The sequence below is a fragment of the Geoglobus ahangari genome (assembly GCF_001006045.1).
GTDB classification, from domain to species: Archaea; Halobacteriota; Archaeoglobi; order Archaeoglobales; family Archaeoglobaceae; genus Geoglobus; species Geoglobus ahangari.
In genome coordinates, this window is the sequence record NZ_CP011267.1 from 977511 (window position 1) to 993648 (window position 16138).

19 protein-coding genes, 1 tRNA gene and 1 pseudogene are annotated in these 16138 nt (G+C 53.6%); 13 read left to right on the forward strand and 8 right to left on the reverse strand.

Features of this window, described 5'->3' with window-relative positions:
* From GAH_RS05730 to GAH_RS05740, 3 genes are read right to left on the reverse strand one after another with little or no spacing between them, the layout of a single operon-like run.
* On the reverse strand, positions 1 to 1680 hold the full coding sequence (locus tag GAH_RS05730; protein ID WP_084632413.1) for a formylmethanofuran dehydrogenase subunit A: 1680 nt from the start codon (positions 1678 to 1680) through the stop codon (positions 1 to 3).
* A gap of 5 nt (positions 1681 to 1685) precedes the next feature.
* Complete coding sequence (locus GAH_RS05735) at positions 1686 to 2942, reverse strand: formylmethanofuran dehydrogenase subunit B (protein WP_048095256.1); 1257 nt, start codon at positions 2940 to 2942, stop codon at positions 1686 to 1688.
* Positions 2943 to 3311, reverse strand: coding sequence for a molybdopterin dinucleotide binding domain-containing protein (locus tag GAH_RS05740; RefSeq protein ID WP_048096782.1), 369 nt, complete (start codon positions 3309 to 3311; stop codon positions 2943 to 2945).
* A gap of 111 nt (positions 3312 to 3422) precedes the next feature.
* On the opposite strand from GAH_RS05740, the gene GAH_RS05745 reads away from it, so the two are divergent.
* The 4 genes from GAH_RS05745 to GAH_RS05760 all read left to right on the forward strand — a co-directional run bounded on the left by GAH_RS05745 (position 3423) and on the right by GAH_RS05760 (position 6169).
* Positions 3423 to 4682: a bifunctional L-myo-inositol-1-phosphate cytidylyltransferase/CDP-L-myo-inositol myo-inositolphosphotransferase gene (locus tag GAH_RS05745; protein ID WP_048095258.1), complete on the forward strand. Its 1260-nt coding sequence runs from the start codon at positions 3423 to 3425 to the stop codon at positions 4680 to 4682.
* A gap of 59 nt (positions 4683 to 4741) precedes the next feature.
* On the forward strand, positions 4742 to 5482 hold the full coding sequence (locus GAH_RS05750; RefSeq protein WP_048095260.1) for a hypothetical protein: 741 nt from the start codon (positions 4742 to 4744) through the stop codon (positions 5480 to 5482).
* Positions 5483 to 5553: 71 nt separating this feature from the next.
* On the forward strand, positions 5554 to 5775 hold the full coding sequence (locus tag GAH_RS05755) for an antitoxin VapB family protein (protein WP_048095262.1): 222 nt from the start codon (positions 5554 to 5556) through the stop codon (positions 5773 to 5775).
* Complete coding sequence (locus tag GAH_RS05760) at positions 5765 to 6169, forward strand: type II toxin-antitoxin system VapC family toxin (protein ID WP_048095263.1); 405 nt, start codon at positions 5765 to 5767, stop codon at positions 6167 to 6169. The genes GAH_RS05755 and GAH_RS05760 overlap by 11 nt, the downstream gene beginning before the upstream one ends.
* Positions 6170 to 6273: 104 nt before the next feature.
* On the opposite strand, the gene GAH_RS05765 is transcribed toward GAH_RS05760, so the two are convergent.
* From GAH_RS05765 to GAH_RS05785, 5 genes are all read right to left on the reverse strand, one after another.
* Positions 6274 to 6348, reverse strand: a tRNA-Ile gene (locus GAH_RS05765).
* A 70-nt stretch (positions 6349 to 6418) separates the two neighbouring features.
* Complete coding sequence (locus tag GAH_RS05770) at positions 6419 to 6922, reverse strand: GNAT family N-acetyltransferase (protein WP_156967404.1); 504 nt, start codon at positions 6920 to 6922, stop codon at positions 6419 to 6421.
* 8 nt (positions 6923 to 6930) lie between these two features.
* A complete protein-coding gene (locus GAH_RS05775; protein ID WP_048095268.1) occupies positions 6931 to 7695 on the reverse strand; it encodes a sugar phosphate isomerase/epimerase family protein in 765 nt (254 codons plus the stop codon).
* 4 nt (positions 7696 to 7699) lie between these two features.
* Positions 7700 to 8572: an acetylglutamate kinase gene (gene argB / locus GAH_RS05780; protein ID WP_048095270.1), complete on the reverse strand. Its 873-nt coding sequence runs from the start codon at positions 8570 to 8572 to the stop codon at positions 7700 to 7702.
* 35 nt (positions 8573 to 8607) lie between these two features.
* Positions 8608 to 9264, reverse strand: a complete 657-nt coding sequence (locus GAH_RS05785; protein ID WP_048095271.1) for an aspartate/glutamate racemase family protein — start codon at positions 9262 to 9264, stop codon at positions 8608 to 8610.
* Between the two features lie 72 nt (positions 9265 to 9336).
* Between GAH_RS05785 and GAH_RS10935 the strand changes: the two are divergent.
* The 9 genes and pseudogenes from GAH_RS10935 to GAH_RS05830 all read left to right on the forward strand — a co-directional run bounded on the left by GAH_RS10935 (position 9337) and on the right by GAH_RS05830 (position 16059).
* Positions 9337 to 9880: pseudogene (locus GAH_RS10935) on the forward strand (molybdopterin-dependent oxidoreductase).
* On the forward strand, positions 9873 to 10712 hold the full coding sequence (locus GAH_RS05795) for a DMT family transporter (protein ID WP_048095272.1): 840 nt from the start codon (positions 9873 to 9875) through the stop codon (positions 10710 to 10712). The pseudogene GAH_RS10935 and the gene GAH_RS05795 overlap by 8 nt, the downstream one beginning before the upstream one ends.
* Positions 10713 to 10735: 23 nt before the next feature.
* Positions 10736 to 11800 carry a DNA primase catalytic subunit PriS gene (gene priS, locus GAH_RS05800; RefSeq protein ID WP_048095273.1) on the forward strand — a complete coding sequence of 355 codons (1065 nt, stop codon included), beginning with the start codon at positions 10736 to 10738 and terminating at the stop codon, positions 11798 to 11800.
* On the forward strand, positions 11800 to 12354 hold the full coding sequence (locus GAH_RS05805; RefSeq protein ID WP_245603983.1) for a hypothetical protein: 555 nt from the start codon (positions 11800 to 11802) through the stop codon (positions 12352 to 12354). The genes priS and GAH_RS05805 overlap by 1 nt, the downstream gene beginning before the upstream one ends.
* A complete protein-coding gene (locus tag GAH_RS05810; RefSeq protein WP_048095274.1) occupies positions 12351 to 12629 on the forward strand; it encodes a 50S ribosomal protein L44e in 279 nt (92 codons plus the stop codon). Before GAH_RS05805 ends, GAH_RS05810 begins: the two co-directional genes overlap by 4 nt.
* Before the next feature lie 4 nt (positions 12630 to 12633).
* On the forward strand, positions 12634 to 12798 hold the full coding sequence (locus tag GAH_RS05815) for a 30S ribosomal protein S27e (RefSeq protein ID WP_048095275.1): 165 nt from the start codon (positions 12634 to 12636) through the stop codon (positions 12796 to 12798).
* Positions 12791 to 13432: an N-glycosylase/DNA lyase gene (locus GAH_RS05820; RefSeq protein ID WP_245603984.1), complete on the forward strand. Its 642-nt coding sequence runs from the start codon at positions 12791 to 12793 to the stop codon at positions 13430 to 13432. Before GAH_RS05815 ends, GAH_RS05820 begins: the two co-directional genes overlap by 8 nt.
* A 42-nt stretch (positions 13433 to 13474) precedes the next feature.
* Positions 13475 to 14974 (forward strand): hydantoinase/oxoprolinase family protein, encoded by a 1500-nt coding sequence (locus GAH_RS05825; RefSeq protein WP_048095277.1) that lies wholly within the window; start codon positions 13475 to 13477, stop codon positions 14972 to 14974.
* Positions 14971 to 16059 (forward strand): histone deacetylase family protein, encoded by a 1089-nt coding sequence (locus GAH_RS05830; protein ID WP_048095279.1) that lies wholly within the window; start codon positions 14971 to 14973, stop codon positions 16057 to 16059. The genes GAH_RS05825 and GAH_RS05830 overlap by 4 nt, the downstream gene beginning before the upstream one ends.
* The last annotated feature ends 79 nt before the right edge of the window (positions 16060 to 16138 follow it).

Consider the following 16138-nt stretch of genomic DNA (forward strand, 5'->3'; position numbering starts at 1 on the left):
TCAGTTCACCTCCAGCCTCTCGGGACTCCTCATCCAGTAGTCATCAACACCGTAGTTCCTCCTCTCTACGCTGTAATACTCGAAGAAGCTGTTCAGATCCTCGTCTATTGCCTGCATGTCCACCTTCTTCCTTGCGTCAACCCAGTATGTCCTGCCCCACGTCTCTGCCACAATCGCACCGTCTCTGACAACTACCTCTCCGCCCTTGATTGTGTAAACGGGCCTTCTGAACTCCGCGTTTATCACATCGTACTGGGCAGACGGGTCAACCTCTGCCGGGTTGATGTTGTAGATCGCTATGTCGGCATCAGCCCCAACACCGAGGTGGCCCTTGTTCTCGAGCCCGAGGACTCTCGCGGGCAGACTTCTGGTCATCTGCACGACCTCGTACAATGTCTTCTCCACGTCAATTGCTGCGAGGCTCGTCGCCTTCTGCACGTACGGGCTGACCCTCTCAAGCTCCTTCTCCCTCATCCTCTTGCTCATCAGCATCGCCATTATGTAGGGATATTCGGTGTAGGGCCCTCCGTTTGGATAATCTGTGGAGAGCACGACCTTGTCGCTGTCTACGAGCAGGCCAAGCTCGAGGCCGATTGCCCACTGTAAAGCGTGCACAGGGTTCTTTGGCAGGTAAACTATCGGCACTATGCCAGCTCCACCCTCAATCTCGCTGTCCTTGTTGCTCCACCTCGCTCCCGTGAGCTTGTGAAGCGTGAACTGGAACGGAGCGTCTCCTGTCATTGCCGTTGCGTGGCCGAAGATCGGCTGTCCCATGTCTATGGTGACGTTGTCCATCGAGTTCACGACCTTAGCAATTTCTTCAGCTCCGCTCGCCACATCCCTCCACGAGCTTCCCGCATATGCGTTGAACTGGACGTGCGTTACGTGAAGAACCTGCCTGTCGTCGTTCTTCATCCCGGAGACGAGTTTCATAGTCTCTATGGTCGTCTGGTAGTTGCCCGGAACTCCCAGGTTGTTGCAGTGGAGGTGGACCGAGTGGGGGAGGTTCAGCTCCTCGTTCGCCTTCACAAGCTCGGTGATGATCTCCCTCGGCGTAACGCCAAAGTTGGGCACCTCGTCATCCAAGCTCCTCACGTTTCCGCCGTACATCCAGGCCTCAACCCCACCCGGGTTCACGACCTTGACTCCGAATCCCTTCGTCCTCTCGAGGGCCCATGCTATGAACGCCTTCAGCTTCTCCCTGTCCTTCTCGGCGGTGAACTTGAAGACCGGGTGCCAGTTCCCGAAGACAGGAAGGGCCGCCTTGTCAACAACCGGGATGGCGTCAAGCTCCTCGTGGGTGTGGGGGCTGCCTATCGGCGGGCTTGCAGCCTCAACGGCTGTCGTGTAACCGATCTTCGCGTACTCATAACCGATTGCTGGGGATGTGAGCAGAACCCTGCCCATCGAGGCCCTGAGCTTGCCTGCAGTCTGTCTGACAATCCTCATCTCCTCGGGCCTCATGGTTCTGCCAGTGTTGATCTTGCTTCCAGCTATGTGAGCGTGCATGTCAACTCCGCCGGCAAGAACGAGCTTGTTGTTAGCGTCAATTACCTGACACTCGTTCTTGTTAACCTCGCTCTCCTCAACGATCTTTCCATCTTTGACGAAGATGTCCATCTTCTCTCCGTCAATCCCGTTCTTGGGATCGATAACAATTCCGTTCTTAATCCAGAGCATTTTCATCACCCTTCGAGCTTCTCTTCTACAATTTTCAGCATCTCGTGCAGGATCTTCTCGTCGCTCCAGTATTGCGAGTCAACAAGCTTCTTAACTCTCAGCACAATCCCGTCCATCCTGTAGACGTTGCCCTCGGCCTCTATGCCTGCAACTGCCGAAGGAATCACAACGTTGGACAGTAAGGTTGTCATGTTGGGGAACGGGTCGATCTGTATCACGGGGATCTTCTTCATGTGCTCAACAGCCTTTCTCGGGAAGTGGGCTGCGGGATCGCTTGAAACCACCAGCATCGCATCACAGTCCCTTCTGAGGAGCATCTCGACCGCTGAGAACTCTGCAGGGGAGAACCTCGGATACCCGCGGCTGAAGTCGATCCCGTACTGGTATCCAACCTCCCACGCCGGCACCTCTCCTGCCCCGACGACGTTGTAGTGTCCTCTCATCGGCCAGATTATCCACCTCGTGTACCTGTTCAGGAGCTGGATGAGCTTGACAGCGTTCTCAACGTTCCTGTCCCTCCCCCTCGACTGGGTGACTCCGAGACCGTAGAATATCACTCCGTACTTCGCACTCTTCATCTCCTCGGCAAGCTCCGCAAGCTCCTCCTTCGGAACACCTCCGACCTCGTCAGCCTCGATGTCCTCTCCCTTGGCAAGCGCTCTAAGGGCTGAGATTATCGCGTAGTCGTAGCCGGGCCTTATCTGGATGAACTTGTCCGCCATGCTCGCCGACTTGGTCTTCCTGACATCAACAACAACCACTTTCCTGTCCTTCCTGTTCTTTATCAGGAATCCCTTGGCCATCACGCTGTACCTCGTCGGATGTCTTGGGTGAGCTTCAAGCGGGTTGCTGCCCCAGAATATCACCATGTCCGCCCTGTTCTTGACGGCTCCGAGAGATCCGCCGGGGATTCCCTCCTCTATCACCGCGAGCGTTCCCGGAGCGTGGCAGACGCTCGCGCACTGGTCGTAAACGCCCCTGACCTTCTCGGTCAGCAGCACCCCGTACCTTATCGCCTCGTTCACAGTCGAGGCCCACCCGTAGAGCAGAGGCTTTTTCGCAGAAACGAGAATTTCCACGGCCTTTTCGATCGCCTCCTCGTAGCTCACTTCCTTTCCATCTACCATCGGGCTCTTGATCCTCTCCTTCTCCCTGAACTTAGCAAGCCCGAGGGCGCAGAGCTTCTTCCCCTTCTGCGTGTTCACGTCAAACTCCACGTCATCGCAAACGTTTCCACAAAACGTGCAGATTGCGTACGCCATTCACTCCACCCCTAAAAGCTCCTTTACCGACTTTACACTCTCGTCCGTTTTCTCTACAGTCCCCCTTACTCCCTTGAACCTCGGCATTCCAGTGCCGTCAGTGTCGTCTGCGATGACCTGATTCGCATACGGACCCATCGGGATGAAAACAACCCCCTTCGGCACTTCTCCAACTCTCGCGAAGACCACAACCTCTCCGAACTCGGTCTTCACCTTCACCCTGTCTCCATCCTTGAGACCGAGCTTTCTGAAGTCCTCCTCGTTGATCTCGCAGTAGCTGACGGCCTTGAAATACGCGTCGGAAAGCTTTTCCTCGACCGTTTTGCCCTGATCAATGGTTCTGCCAGAAATAATCTCAACTTCTATCATCTCAGACACCGTTATTTTTTAAGAGCAGTCTGCTTAGATGATATTTAACGATTGCTATTTTTCCCGAAAGGACGATTAACTATTTCTGCCGCAAGCTGAAAATTTTCAAACATGAGGGCGGTCCTGCTCTGTTCGGGACTCGCCACGAGAATGAGGGGCAGGATAAAGCCCCTCGTCAAGGTGGGCGGGAGGGAGATCCTCTACAGGACGATCACACTCCTCAGAACTCATGGAATTGACGAATTCGTGATCGTCGTTAATCGTAAAAACAAAGAGGCTATAGAGGAGTTTTTGCAAAGGATCGGGGTTAATTACAGGCTGGTGGTCAACGATTCTCCTGAGAGGGGAAACGGCTACTCCCTGTATCTCGCCAGAAATCACGTGTCCGGAAGGTTTGTCCTCGCGATGGGTGACCACGTTTTCGGCGAGGACTTCGTGAGGGAGGCTCTGAAGGGGGAAGGTCTGGTCTGCGATGGGGAGCCGAGGTACGTGAGCCTTGATGAGGCGACGAAGGTTGTGGTTGAGGATGGCAGGGTGAGGGACATAGGGAAGCACCTGAAAGATTTCTGCTGCGTTGATACTGGCTTTTTCGTTCTGGACGACTCCATCTTCGATCACGCGGAAGAGCTCGTGAGAGAGCGGGAAGCTGTCGAGCTGTCCGAGATCGTGAAGAGGGCAGGACTGAAGATCCATCGCGTGGATGGAAGGCTCTGGATGGATGTGGACACTCCCGATGACGTGAGAAGGGCAGAAAAGGCTCTGTTCAGCCTCGCCGTAAAGGGTGAGGACGGCTTCATTTCAAAGCACATCAACAGGAAGATCTCCACGAGGATCTCGAGGATGCTGGTAAACAGGATCTCCCCAAACCACGCCACGCTCCTCTCATTCCTCGTGGGAGTTATCTCGTCCCTTTCCGTGCTTGTCAGCATCCCCCTTGCCGGACTGATATACCAGCTAAGCTCAATCCTCGACGGGGTGGATGGTGAGATCGCGAGGGTGGCGATGAAGACGTTGAAAATCGGAGGGTGGGTGGACTCCATCCTCGACAGGGTGGTGGACTTCCTCTTTCTCTCCATTCTGGCCTATGCCACGCTGAGAACTCCTCAGGAGTTCTTTGTGGCCATGCTCGCAATCTTTGGCTCGTTCATGGTGAGCTACGTGGCTGAGAAATACAGGGCGGATTTTGGAGAGAGCATCTACAGGAAGATCAGGGTGAGAGTTCCGGGGAAGAGAGATGAGAGGGTGTTTCTCGTGATGGTTTTCTGTCTGCTCTACCCATATCTGCCTACAGTCTACCTTTTTGCTCTGCTCGCTCTAATCACGTTTGGCAGGGTGGGGGAGATGGTTGTGAAAGCAGCTCGGAAGAATTGAGGATTTTGGATATGTTTTTGTAAACATTTAAGTAATTTTATCATGGACATTTAGGTGGTATGATCAACAACATCTTACAAGTGCTTGGCAGGCCTGATGTTGCTGGCATGGTCGGGTTTTATTTTGGCGTCGTAATACTTGTGCTGGCTTTATTCGTAAGAGATCTGGACATGTCGAGGCCCGTTAAAATTGCCAGCATAATTCTTCTCGTCTCCCTCTCTCTTTTGGCCGGGGATGTTACCGTTTATCTGGCAGTGATCTTTATAGTTGCAACGGGTGTGACCAAGTCTGACTTTCTTCTGAAGCTTGCAGCAATATTGCGTGGTGGAGAAGGGGCAAAGAGTTACTTTGACTACCTGAAAGAACTGCCCTTTAGCAAGAATCTGTTGAAACCTGGAGTAGCGGCGCTCAGAAATGGAAGAGCAAGTCTTGAGACGATCGGGATGGAAGAAGTGGTGCTGAGATACTTGGAGCGAAAATACGGGACCATCATAAAGAGAATGGTGAATGTGGGCAAAACTGTTCTTGATGGTGTAATGGCCACTGAACGCGGTGTTGTGCTAATTGAGGTTCTCTTCGACACCACGGAGGAAGCTGTGAGAGATGCACTTGACAAGCTTGTAAAGGCTGCGTCGGTTTACAGAGCAAAGTCTGAAGGAGATGTGGAGCTTCTGCTCGTCTTTGGAACTGAAAAGAAGCCTTCTATTGATGTTAAGAGGCTTGCACGTAACGTGGAGGAGGAGTACGGGGTCAAAGTAAGTGTTGAGTTTGCTGAGGTTAGTAAATTGATTGGTGGCTGAGTTTTTGGTGCATAGTGCAAAAATCTTTTAATGATCGGCAGGCTTTTAAATTTTCATACATACATTCATACATGAAAAACATCATGGTGAGGGATGAGGTTTACGAGAAGCTTCAGAGGTTGAAGAGGGGTAAGGAGTCGTTTTCTGATGTTATACTCAGGCTCATCGAGGAGAGAAGAAAGAATGGACTGGAGATTCTCGAAAGATATGCTGGAGTCCTTGAGGATGATGAGCTTGAAAGGATTGTGATGGAAGAGAGGAAAAGGTTCAGGGTGAGGGACATTGATACTTGACACTTCTGCACTCATCAGGATCCTCAGGGACAGAGACTTCTTCGAGGAGTTGAGCGCCAGAATAAGTGAGAGCATCAGAATTACATCCATCACGGCATACGAGCTGCAGAGAGGTGCGCTTTATCTCATGCTCAAAAAAGGCAGAGATTACGAGTGGAATCAGATAGCTGCTCTTCTCAGCGAAATTGAAATTCTGCCCTTCACTCAAAGGGACTCGGAAATATCTGCCAGAATCTGGGCTAAGCTGAGGGAGAACGGGCTTGAGATTAATGATGCCGACATCATGATTTCGGCAATTGCGATAAGAGAGAACGAGAAGCTACTAACTCTGGACAGAGACTTTGAGATTATAGGGCGCTTTTTGGAGCTTGAGGTTGAAATTTTGGGAGGTTGATGGTAAAGCATCCTGCTCTGCAGGGATTTTTATGTTGCTTTTTGATAGCCGCCAAGGGCCTTTCAGGGATTCGCAGATTGAGAATTGTACAAAAATCAGAAATATGGGCCCGCGGGGGTTTGAACCCCGGACCTTGCGCTTATCAGGCGCACGCTCTAACCAGGCTGAGCCACGGGCCCTCGAAGAAAGACGATCTGAACACCGACAGGAGTGTTTATGAATTTTTTGGTAGCCACTCGACAAGTCGTTTCAGAGAAACTTCCCGAGCAACACGACGTTGATGAGCTTTCCCCTGTGGTTGAACTTTTTCTTCCTCACGCCCTCCTCATGGTAGCCCATTTTTCGGAAGAGTGAGAGGGATGGAATGTTCTCCTCAACAACCTCCACCTCTATCTTTTTGATGCCCTCTGACCTCGTCACTTCCTCAGCCTTCTCGAGCAGAGCCCTGCCGATGCCCATCCTCTGGTATTCTCTGGCCACGGCTATGCCAACATTGGCCACGTGGGACAGCTTGGGGGAGTTGAGCCTTATCAGCGAGCACTGTCCTACAACCCTCCCATCTCCAGCCACGGCGACGATAACCCTGCCCGACCTCAAAAGCTCCAGAAATCTTGCCCTGTCCTCATCCATCCTGTCCTCGCTTGGGGCGAAGTACAGGAACTCGGAGACATCCGAGAGCCATCTGTACACGAACTCGTACTTCTCTCCCTCATAGTCCTCTGGGCTCGCTTCCCGTATCTCTACTTCCTTCATCACCTTCTTCACATCCAGAGCCCGGACTTCAGAACGAACTCCTTCGAGTCGAGAATCGCGTCCTCATCCCTCAGCTCGAGGGTCAGGTAGTTCCTGTAGCTCTTTGGGATTATGGAGAAGTCAGTGTTCCCGGCGCCGAGCTTCAGATGCTCGTCGTACTCTCCCCTGTTGTCGTGCAGGTGCACGTTCACGACTCTGTCGAAGTTGTTCAGGAACAGGTCGTGCCCTTCCTTCACCCTGTAGTGGCCTATGTCGAAGGTTAGCCTAACATCTGTCTCGTTCAGAATCCTCTCCAGCCCCCTCCTTATCCCGCCCGTGATCCCTATAGTATTCTCTATCGCGAGGGTTTCGTATTTTTCCGCGAACGGCAGAAACTCCTCCACCAGAACGCTCTCGTTGTGCCTGTCGTACCACTCCTCCCTGAACACGAAACCTCTCGCGGTTATGAACCCCGGGTTCCAGCCTATGTGCACGGTCACTACCTTTGCGTCGCACTTCTCGGCGAATATCATCGTGTTCTCAAGCTCCCTGTAACTTGCCTCTCTCATCTCGCTGCTTATGGCGAGGAAGTTCGTGTTTATTGCAGACGCGTGAATCAGGACTTCGAGGTCGTAGCTCAGGGAGAGCTCCATGACCTCCTTGGCGTCGAGCCTCTCGTAGTGGAAGTTGGGGTGGTCCATCAGGAGCTCGAGATGGGTGAAGCCGTTCTCACTGCCGAACTCAAACGCCTCCTCGAGAGAGTGGTCAATGTCGGGCTGGAAGCCGAGCTTCATTCTGTCACCTGTAGACCATCGTCCCGATTCCTTCCTTCGTGAACAGCTCTATCAGAATTGAGTGCTCCTTCGAGCCGTTGATTATGTGGGCCTTCTCAACGCCGTTGTTCAGGGCGTTTATTATCGCTTCAGCTTTGGGAATCATGCCCCCGTCCAGCCTTCCTTCCCTCAGCATTCTCTCGAGCTCATCCTTGCTCATCTTCGAGATCAGGCTGCTCCTGTCGTCCTTGTCCCTGTAGATCCCATCCACATCGGTCAGCATGATGAGCTTCTTCGCCTTCAGGGCTCCGGCTATGTCACCTGCCACAATGTCGGCGTTCATGTTGTACACGTTGCCGTTCAGGTCTATCGCCACAGGGGAGATCACGGGTATGTAGCCGTTGTCAATTATTATCTCGAGAATTCCCGGGTTCACGTACTCCGTCTCACCGACAAACCCGAGGTCAACCTCGACCTCGCTCTCGCCAACCTTCTTCTTCACCTTCTTCTTCCTCGCAACGACAAGAAGCCCGTCCTTCCCAGACATTCCGACCGCTTTTCCCCCATTCTTGATGAAGTATGAGACGATCTTGGAGTTCACCTTCCCGTCGAGAACCATTTCGACTATCTCTATGGTCTCCTTGTCGGTTATCCTGAGCCCATCAACGAACTTCGGCTGTATGCCGAACTTCTTCATCTTCTCGCTTATCTCCGGCCCGCCACCGTGGACGACAACGGGCTTTATCCCGACGAAGTAGAGGAGGAGTATGTCCTTGACCGTCTTCTCCAGAACATCCTCGCTCACCATCGCATGCCCGCCTATCTTTATCACCATCGTCTGCCCGTGAAACTCCCTGATGTACGGCAGCGCTTCAACGAGAACGCTGACCTTTTCCATGGTTCAAACTGGGTTCCGCAATTTTAAAAAGTTAATTATTCGAGAGCCTTCCGCAGCATAGCCCTAACGTGCTCCTTCGCCGAATCTATAAGTCCCATCTTCACGTCTCCTTCCTTCACTGCCAGAGGAAGCTCGGTGCAGCCGAGTATGACTGCATCAGCATCATAGCCGTTGATTATCTCGACAAGCCTCTCTTTCCTGTCAAACCTCCCGAATACAAGGTCCTGAAATATTATCTCGTGGATATCGTCCACCTCGTCCGGGATAATGACTTCAAACCCCCTCTCCTCCAGCTCCCTCCTGTAGAAGTCCTCAGTCATGGTTGTCTTTGTCCCGGTCAGGAGGAGCTTTCTGTATCCCTCCTCTTTAGCCTTCTCAGCCACCGCGTCTATTATGCTCACGAACTCCAGATCCGTGATCTTCTTCAGCTCCGGAAGCACCTTGTGGGGCGTATTGGATGCTATGGCGAGAATCTCCGCCCCAGCCCTCTCCAGTGACCTGACAGCGTTGCTCAGAATTCTCCACCTTCCTTCCCAGTCTGACGAGAGGAATTCCCCGAAATTTATGCTGTAAACTATCATCTCCGGGTACCTGTTATCTCCCAGCACCTCTCTCGACTGCCTTATGTATTCCGAGTAGTAGTAGAGCGTTGACTCAGGGCTCAGCCCGCCGATGAGTCCGATCCTCTTCATGACTGAACATGCGAGAGTGCGGTGAAAAACCTTTGGGGAAAGGGTTTAAAACATCAAAATCGAGCACGTGACATGCTACCTCCCGGTCAGAAGGAAATCCCCGATCTGCCGGTGCTCAACGTATCCAGCATTCCTGACGTGGACATTTCCTCTTACTCCCTCAAGGTCACGGGCAGGGTTGAGAACAGCCTCACCCTAACCTATGACTCTCTCATGGAAATGGAGCGTGTGGAGGTTGAGGTGCCAGCACACTGCGTCGAGGGGTGGAGCGTCCTCGGAATAAGGTGGGAGGGGGGTTCCGGCTCGGACAGTGATGGAGATGGCGAAGCCCACAAACGCCAGCTACGTGCTGGTGAGGTCTCTTGACGATTACACGACAGTCATACCGGTTGAGTATTTCGAGAGGCCACTTCTCGCCTTAAAGATGAACGGCGATGTACTGCCAGCAGAGCACGGCTTTCCCGTGAGGCTCGTGGTTCCGGATTTGTACTTCTGGAAGAGCGCGAAGTGGGTCTGCGAGCTTGTGTTCACCGACAGCCCTGAGGGCGGGTACTGGGAGGAGAGAGGCTACCACATTGTTGGCAACGTCTGGGAGGGGCAGAGGAGGGATGGGTGACAGGCTGAAGTGGGTCGTGCTCTTCTTCACGATCCTTTTCTGGGGGCTTGCCTTCACGGCAATAAAGTACGCTGTTCAGAGCCTCACACCCTACGAGCTCGCCTTCCTGAGGTTCCTCGTGGCCGATACACTGTTCATCGCGACAATAGTCCACAGCAGGTATAGGATCGAGAGGAGCGATCTCCTGAAGGTCACATTTATAGGTGTGTTCGGGGTTGCGATCTACCACGTCTCGCTAAATGCTGGGGAGATGTTCATCCCATCGGGCGTGGCGAGCCTCATAATTGCCATGTCCCCCGTCTTTGTCCTGATATTCTCCGCGATGTTCCTTGACGAGAGGATAACGCTCGCCAAGGTTGCTGGAATAGTGATAGCCCTGCTTGGCGTTTACGTTCTCTCACACCCCGAGAGTGGGGGTGATTTGACGGGAATCCTCCTCGTCCTCATCGCCACGCTTTCTGCAGGAATATACACGGTTGGCGGGAAGGTTCTGATGAGGAAGTACGACCCTCTGGTTCTAACGTCATATGTGATGGTTCTCGGCTCTGTGCCGCTCATTCCCTTCGCGATCACGTCCTTTCACAGCGTTCTCAGGGCAGATCTGCTGACTGTTCTGTCTGTGGTCTTCCCGACCTACTTCTCGTATCAGGGCTGGTACTACTTCCTGAACAGGGAGGAGGCTTCCAAAGCGTCCGTGTTCCTGCAGGCCATACCCGTGGTCTCGATTCTCGCCGGATACTTCCTGCTCGGGGAGGAGATAACATATCTAACGGTCATCGGCGGTGCGATGGTGATGGCCGGAATCATCATCGTGGTCAGGAGCAAGAGTTAAATCAGCTCACCCTTAGAATTGCTGTGGACACGATCACCAAGTCGTTCCTCCGCCAGAAGTTCTCGGAGTACTACGCGAGGGCAGAAATTCCCCTTCCAAGGGGTTTCGCCGAGAGGGAGTGGGCATTCGTGAGCGTTGACTCCCTTCCGGATTTCGTCATGAACAGGCACATGGCGTTTGAGAGCGACATAGAGTTTAGAGGCTATGTGATCAAAAACCCTCCCCTGCACGCCTACTACTCCTCCGCCTACTACGAGAACCCCGGGGCGGAGAGGATGGACGACAAGGGGTGGAAGGGGGCAGATTTAATCTTCGACATTGACGCAGACCACCTCCCAAAGGGAGGTCTGGAGGGAGCAAAGAGGCAGATCATCAGGCTCTACGACCTGCTCGAGGAGGACTTTGGCGTTGAGGACATGACGATCGTCTTTTCGGGAGGCAGGGGATATCACATACACGTTCACGACGAGGAGTTCCGGCAGATGGGCAGCGGTGAGAGGAGGGAGATCGTCGACTACCTGATGCTCGAGGGCGTTGAGTTCAGCGAGACTCTCCCCCAGACTTCCCAGCACCTGAGGGTTGGAAGGTGCATGGCGAGGATAATCGAGAGGGCGATAGAGAAAGGAAAGGTGATGGAGGTTCTGGGAGTGAGAAAGAGCACAGCAGAGAGACTTGAAACGGTTTTCCCAGCAAACAGGGAGAAAATCTACGGCGGGGACTTCAGACAGCTGCCCAAGCCCGTGAGGGGAAAGCTTCCAGCCCTCTTCAGGAGGTGCGTGGAACACCTCAGGATACACGTTGATCCACCTGTCACGGCGGATGTGAAGAGGCTGATAAGGCTTCCCGGATCCCTGCACGGGAAGACGTCCCTCAGGGTCACGCCCCTAAGCAGGGACGAGGTTGAGGGCTTTGATCCATTTGAAGATGCGGTGGCGTTTGGGGATGAGGGGGTGAGGGTAAGGGTTAAAACCGGAGTGAGGTTCAGGTTAATGGGGGAGGAGTTCAGGCTGAGCAGAGGGAAGCACACCCTGCCGGAGTTTGCGGCCCTCTACCTGATATGCAGGAACGTCGCTCTGTACGGGTGGTGATGGTGAACATTGATGATCTGCTGATACTGCTGGAGAAGAGCAGGGAGGGGATTCAGAAGATAGACGAGGATCTCTACATCCAGATAAAGCGCAGGATAGACGAGCTGAGCGAGCTCAGAAAGTCGGCAAGCGACGAGGAGTTTGCAAGGGTTGATGAGGAGCTCAGAACGATGAAGAGGCTGCAGAAGAGGATATTCGAGATGAGGACGATAAAGATAATCAATCTTGCATGGGCGGAGGTCTGCGGAACCGAGAGCGGAATCGAGGGCAGGGAGAACATGATCGGGGTTGAGAGAGAGTTTTACGAGAGGCTGGTTGAGCTTTTGATGGACTACAAAAAGCAGGTGGTCGAGGGGGAGGGAATTGAGGAGGCAAGGCCAGCGGAGGAGTCTGACAGGGTTCTCCTGAGAATCAAGCAGGACATTCCGGAGTTTGAGGGTGTTGACGGAAAAACATATAAATTGAGAAAGGAGGATGTGGTATTAATTCCGTCCCTTAATGCTAACGCCCTGATAAATAGTGGTGTTGCTGAAAAAATAGAGGTGAAAAGATGAAGTACCCAAAAAAGGTCAGGACGTATTGCAAGTACTGTAACAGGCATACCGTTCACGAGGTGGAGAAGGTAAGCAAGGGTAAGCAGAGCTCTCTCAGGTGGATCAACAGGCAGAAGAAGAGGAGGGGCAAGGTCGGCAACCTCGGCAAGTTCAGCAAGGTTCCCGGAGGGGATAAGCCCACAAAGAGGGTGAACATAAGGTGGAGGTGCACCGAGTGCGGTAAGGCCGAGCACCGCCCCACTTGGAGGGCCAAGAGGTTCGACCTTGTGGGGTGATGGTATGAGCAGGTTCCTGAAGGTTAAGTGTCCGGACTGCGAGAACGAGCAGGTGGTTTTTGACCACGCCTCCACCCACGTGAAGTGTCTCGTCTGCGGGAGAACCCTTGTTGAGCCGACAGGCGGAAAAGCCCGGCTGAAGGCCGAGGTGCTTCAGGCGCTTGAGTGATTCAATTTTTTCTCTCATTTCCAGAATCAGATCCCTTGAGGGGGAAATAGGGGAGATTGTAGACCGAAGGGTTTCGGAGTTTCTCGAGTTCAACAGCAAGAGCGACAAGGAGTGGTTCAGCGAGCTCTGCTTCTGCATTTTAACGGCCAACAGCTCAGCCGAGCTTGGAATAAAGATTCAGAGCTCTGTTGGCGAGGGATTCCTGACCCTGCCGAGGAACAGGCTTGAGGAGGAGCTGAGAAAGGCCGGACACAGGTTCTGGAGGAAGAGGGCCGAGTTCATAATTAATGCAAGGAAGTACGCGAACATAAAGGAGATCGTGCTTGAGAGGATTGAGGTTGGCGGAGTCTTCGGGGCGAGGGAGTGGCTCGTCAGGGACGTGAAGGGGCTGGGATACAAGGAGGCAAGCCACTTCCTCAGGAACGTCGGGTATCTGGACGTTGCGATACTGGACAGGCACATACTCGCGCTCATGGCCCAGCACGGGATGATCGAGGTTCCCAGAACCATGACGAGGAGGAGGTACCTCGAGATCGAGCAGAAGTTCCTCGAGCTCTCGGAAATGGCAGGCATGAAGCCGGGCGTTCTCGATCTTTACATGTGGTACATGAAGACCGGCAGGGTGCTGAAGTGAAGAATGTCAATAATTAAATATCCTCGTGCACCTCAGCACTCGATGATCGTTGGCATCGACGTCGGCGGCACCAACACTGACGTGGCCTACATAGACGAGGACGGCAACCTCCAGACGTTCAAGTACCCCAACGAGTATGGAATAACCCGCATACTGAGCGATGTTGAGGAGAGGGTTGACCTCAGGAGATCGAGGCTTGTTATAAGCACCTCCCTACCCCTCAACATCCTCACGAGTCAGTTTGACAGGGTGAAGGTTCTGTCCCTCGTTTTCCCCGGCCCGGGGCTCAACTACGAGAATTACGGGGTGGTTTTGAAGGGCTACGTGAACCACAGGGGCGATGTTGTCGAGGACATAGACCCTGCAGAGGTTGAGATGGCTTTGAAGAGCGGGGAGTTTGATGCTGTTGCAATCTCTGGCAAGTTCTCGGTCAGGAATCCGGAGCTCGAGCACAGGGCGCTTGAGGTTGTGAGGAGGTATGTTGGCGAGGAGAGCGTGGCTCTGAGCCACCACGTCGGGCACATAAACTTTCCCCTCAGGATAAACACGACGATAATCAACGCCAAGATCTCAAGGGAGGTCTGGGAGCTGACAAACAGCATCAGGAGGTTCACCGAGGACTTCTTCTACTACAAGGGGGACGGTGGCATAATCCCGTGGAGGGTTGCCATGAGGAATCCCTCCGAGCTGTACAACTCAAGTCCAGCGTCGGTCGCATACGGGGCGAGGTACCTGACGGGAGAGGAGAACGCCATCATCGTGGACATAGGCGGAACCACGACCGACATCCTACTTCTCAGGAACGGAGCACCAGAGGTTGAGGAGAAGGTCAGGATACAGGGCATGAAGACCCACGTGAGGTGTGTGAGGAGCGTTTCGATCCCTTTTGGCGGGGACAGCCTCTACAGCGGGGAGCTGAAGCCCTACAGGCTCGACAAGCCACTGGCGTTTGGTGGGAAATACGCGACGCTCACAGACCTGCTGAACGTTGTGGGTGAGGAGATCGGAGATCACAGGAGGTCGAGAGATGCTCTGAACGAGAGTGCTGCGGAGAGGGAGGTTGAGGCATACACTGACAGGGTCGCTGAGGTCGTGTCGGGTGTTGATTCGGATCTCATAATAGGCACAGGTTATCTCGCGAGGTACCTGATTCCCAAGATTGCTGAGAAGTCCGGAAAGAGGTATGTTATTCCAATGCACCACGAGTCAGCGAACGCTGTGGGGGTTGCGGTGTCGAGGGTCAGCCTCACGCTCTACGCGAGGTTTGACACCGAGAGGAGGGTGGCCATATTCAACGGAGAGCTCGATTCTGAGCAGATCGAGAGAATCTCCGGCCATCCAGATGACGAGGAGCTGATATCGATGGCGGTTGAAAGGGCGAGGGAGCTTGCTGTTGAGTATGGCGCCCACGAGAGGGATGTGAGGGATGTTGACGTGGTCTACTTCAACTCCTTCTCAATAGTGAGGGGGGGCATAAAGAGGGGCAAGATCGCCGATGTTGTGGTGCAGATAAGGCCGGGGCTGTGTTGTGATGCGGTATGAGGACAGGTATAGTCTATCACCGAAAGTATCTGGAGCATGAGCAGAGCCCAACTCATCCTGAGAGGAGGGAGAGGCTCGCCTACACCCTCGACCAGCTAATGGAGGAGGGAATTTTCGACATGGACAACATTGTGATGCTCGAGCCATTCGAGGCGAGCCTTGAGGACGTGCTCGAGGTTCACACTCCTGAATATGTTGAGTTTTTGAGAAGGGAAAGCGAGAAGGGAGGGTTCATAGACTTCGACACAAACATCCCCATCGGGCTGTTTGACGTGGCTATGCTTGCGGCCGGTGGGGCAATAAGGGCGGCCAAGGCGGTTGCTGATGGCGAGGTGGACAACGCTTTTGCGATGATCAGGCCTCCGGGACACCACGCGAAGCCCTATACTGGAGCGGGCTTCTGCTACCTGAACAATATGGCGATAATGGTCAGGTGGCTCCAGAAAAACGGATTTGAGAGGGTGGCGATCCTCGACTGGGACGCCCACCACGGCGACGGAACTCAGGAGATATTCTACGAGGACGACTCGGCGCTCTTCATCTCAACACACCAGATGCCCCTCTACCCCGGGACGGGCTACCCCTACGAGGTCGGGAGGGGGAAGGGGGAAGGATATACGATCAACATCCCCCTGCCGCCGGGAACTTCGGATGAGGGCTACATGTACGTGCTGGACAATGTGATTGAGCCCGTGGTGAGAGAATTCGAGCCCGACTTCATCGCCATCTCTGCAGGTCAGGACAACCACTTCACCGACCCGATAACCGGGCTTGCCCTGACTGCGAGGGGATATGGAGAGATAATGAAGAGGGCTGTTGGCCTGGCCGAGGAGCTGTGTGATGGCAGGCTGGTGGCGGTTCTGGAGGGAGGGTACAGCGTTGAGCAGGCCCTGCCTTACACGAACCTCGCCATAATCTCCGCGATGGCAGGACTTGACATCTCTCACATCAGGGAGCCCGAGGAGTATCTGGCCGAGCTGAAGTGGAGGAAGAAGAGCTACGCGATGCAGAAGGTCAGGGACAATGTGATGGAGGTCAGAAAGATACACTCCAAGTACTGGGACTCCCTCAGGCTCGACCTCTGAACTTCTGACGATTTTTCTTTCTGCAATTGACGATTTTAATTATAAATTATTATGCGGCTAATTTGTATTTATTTGTTTG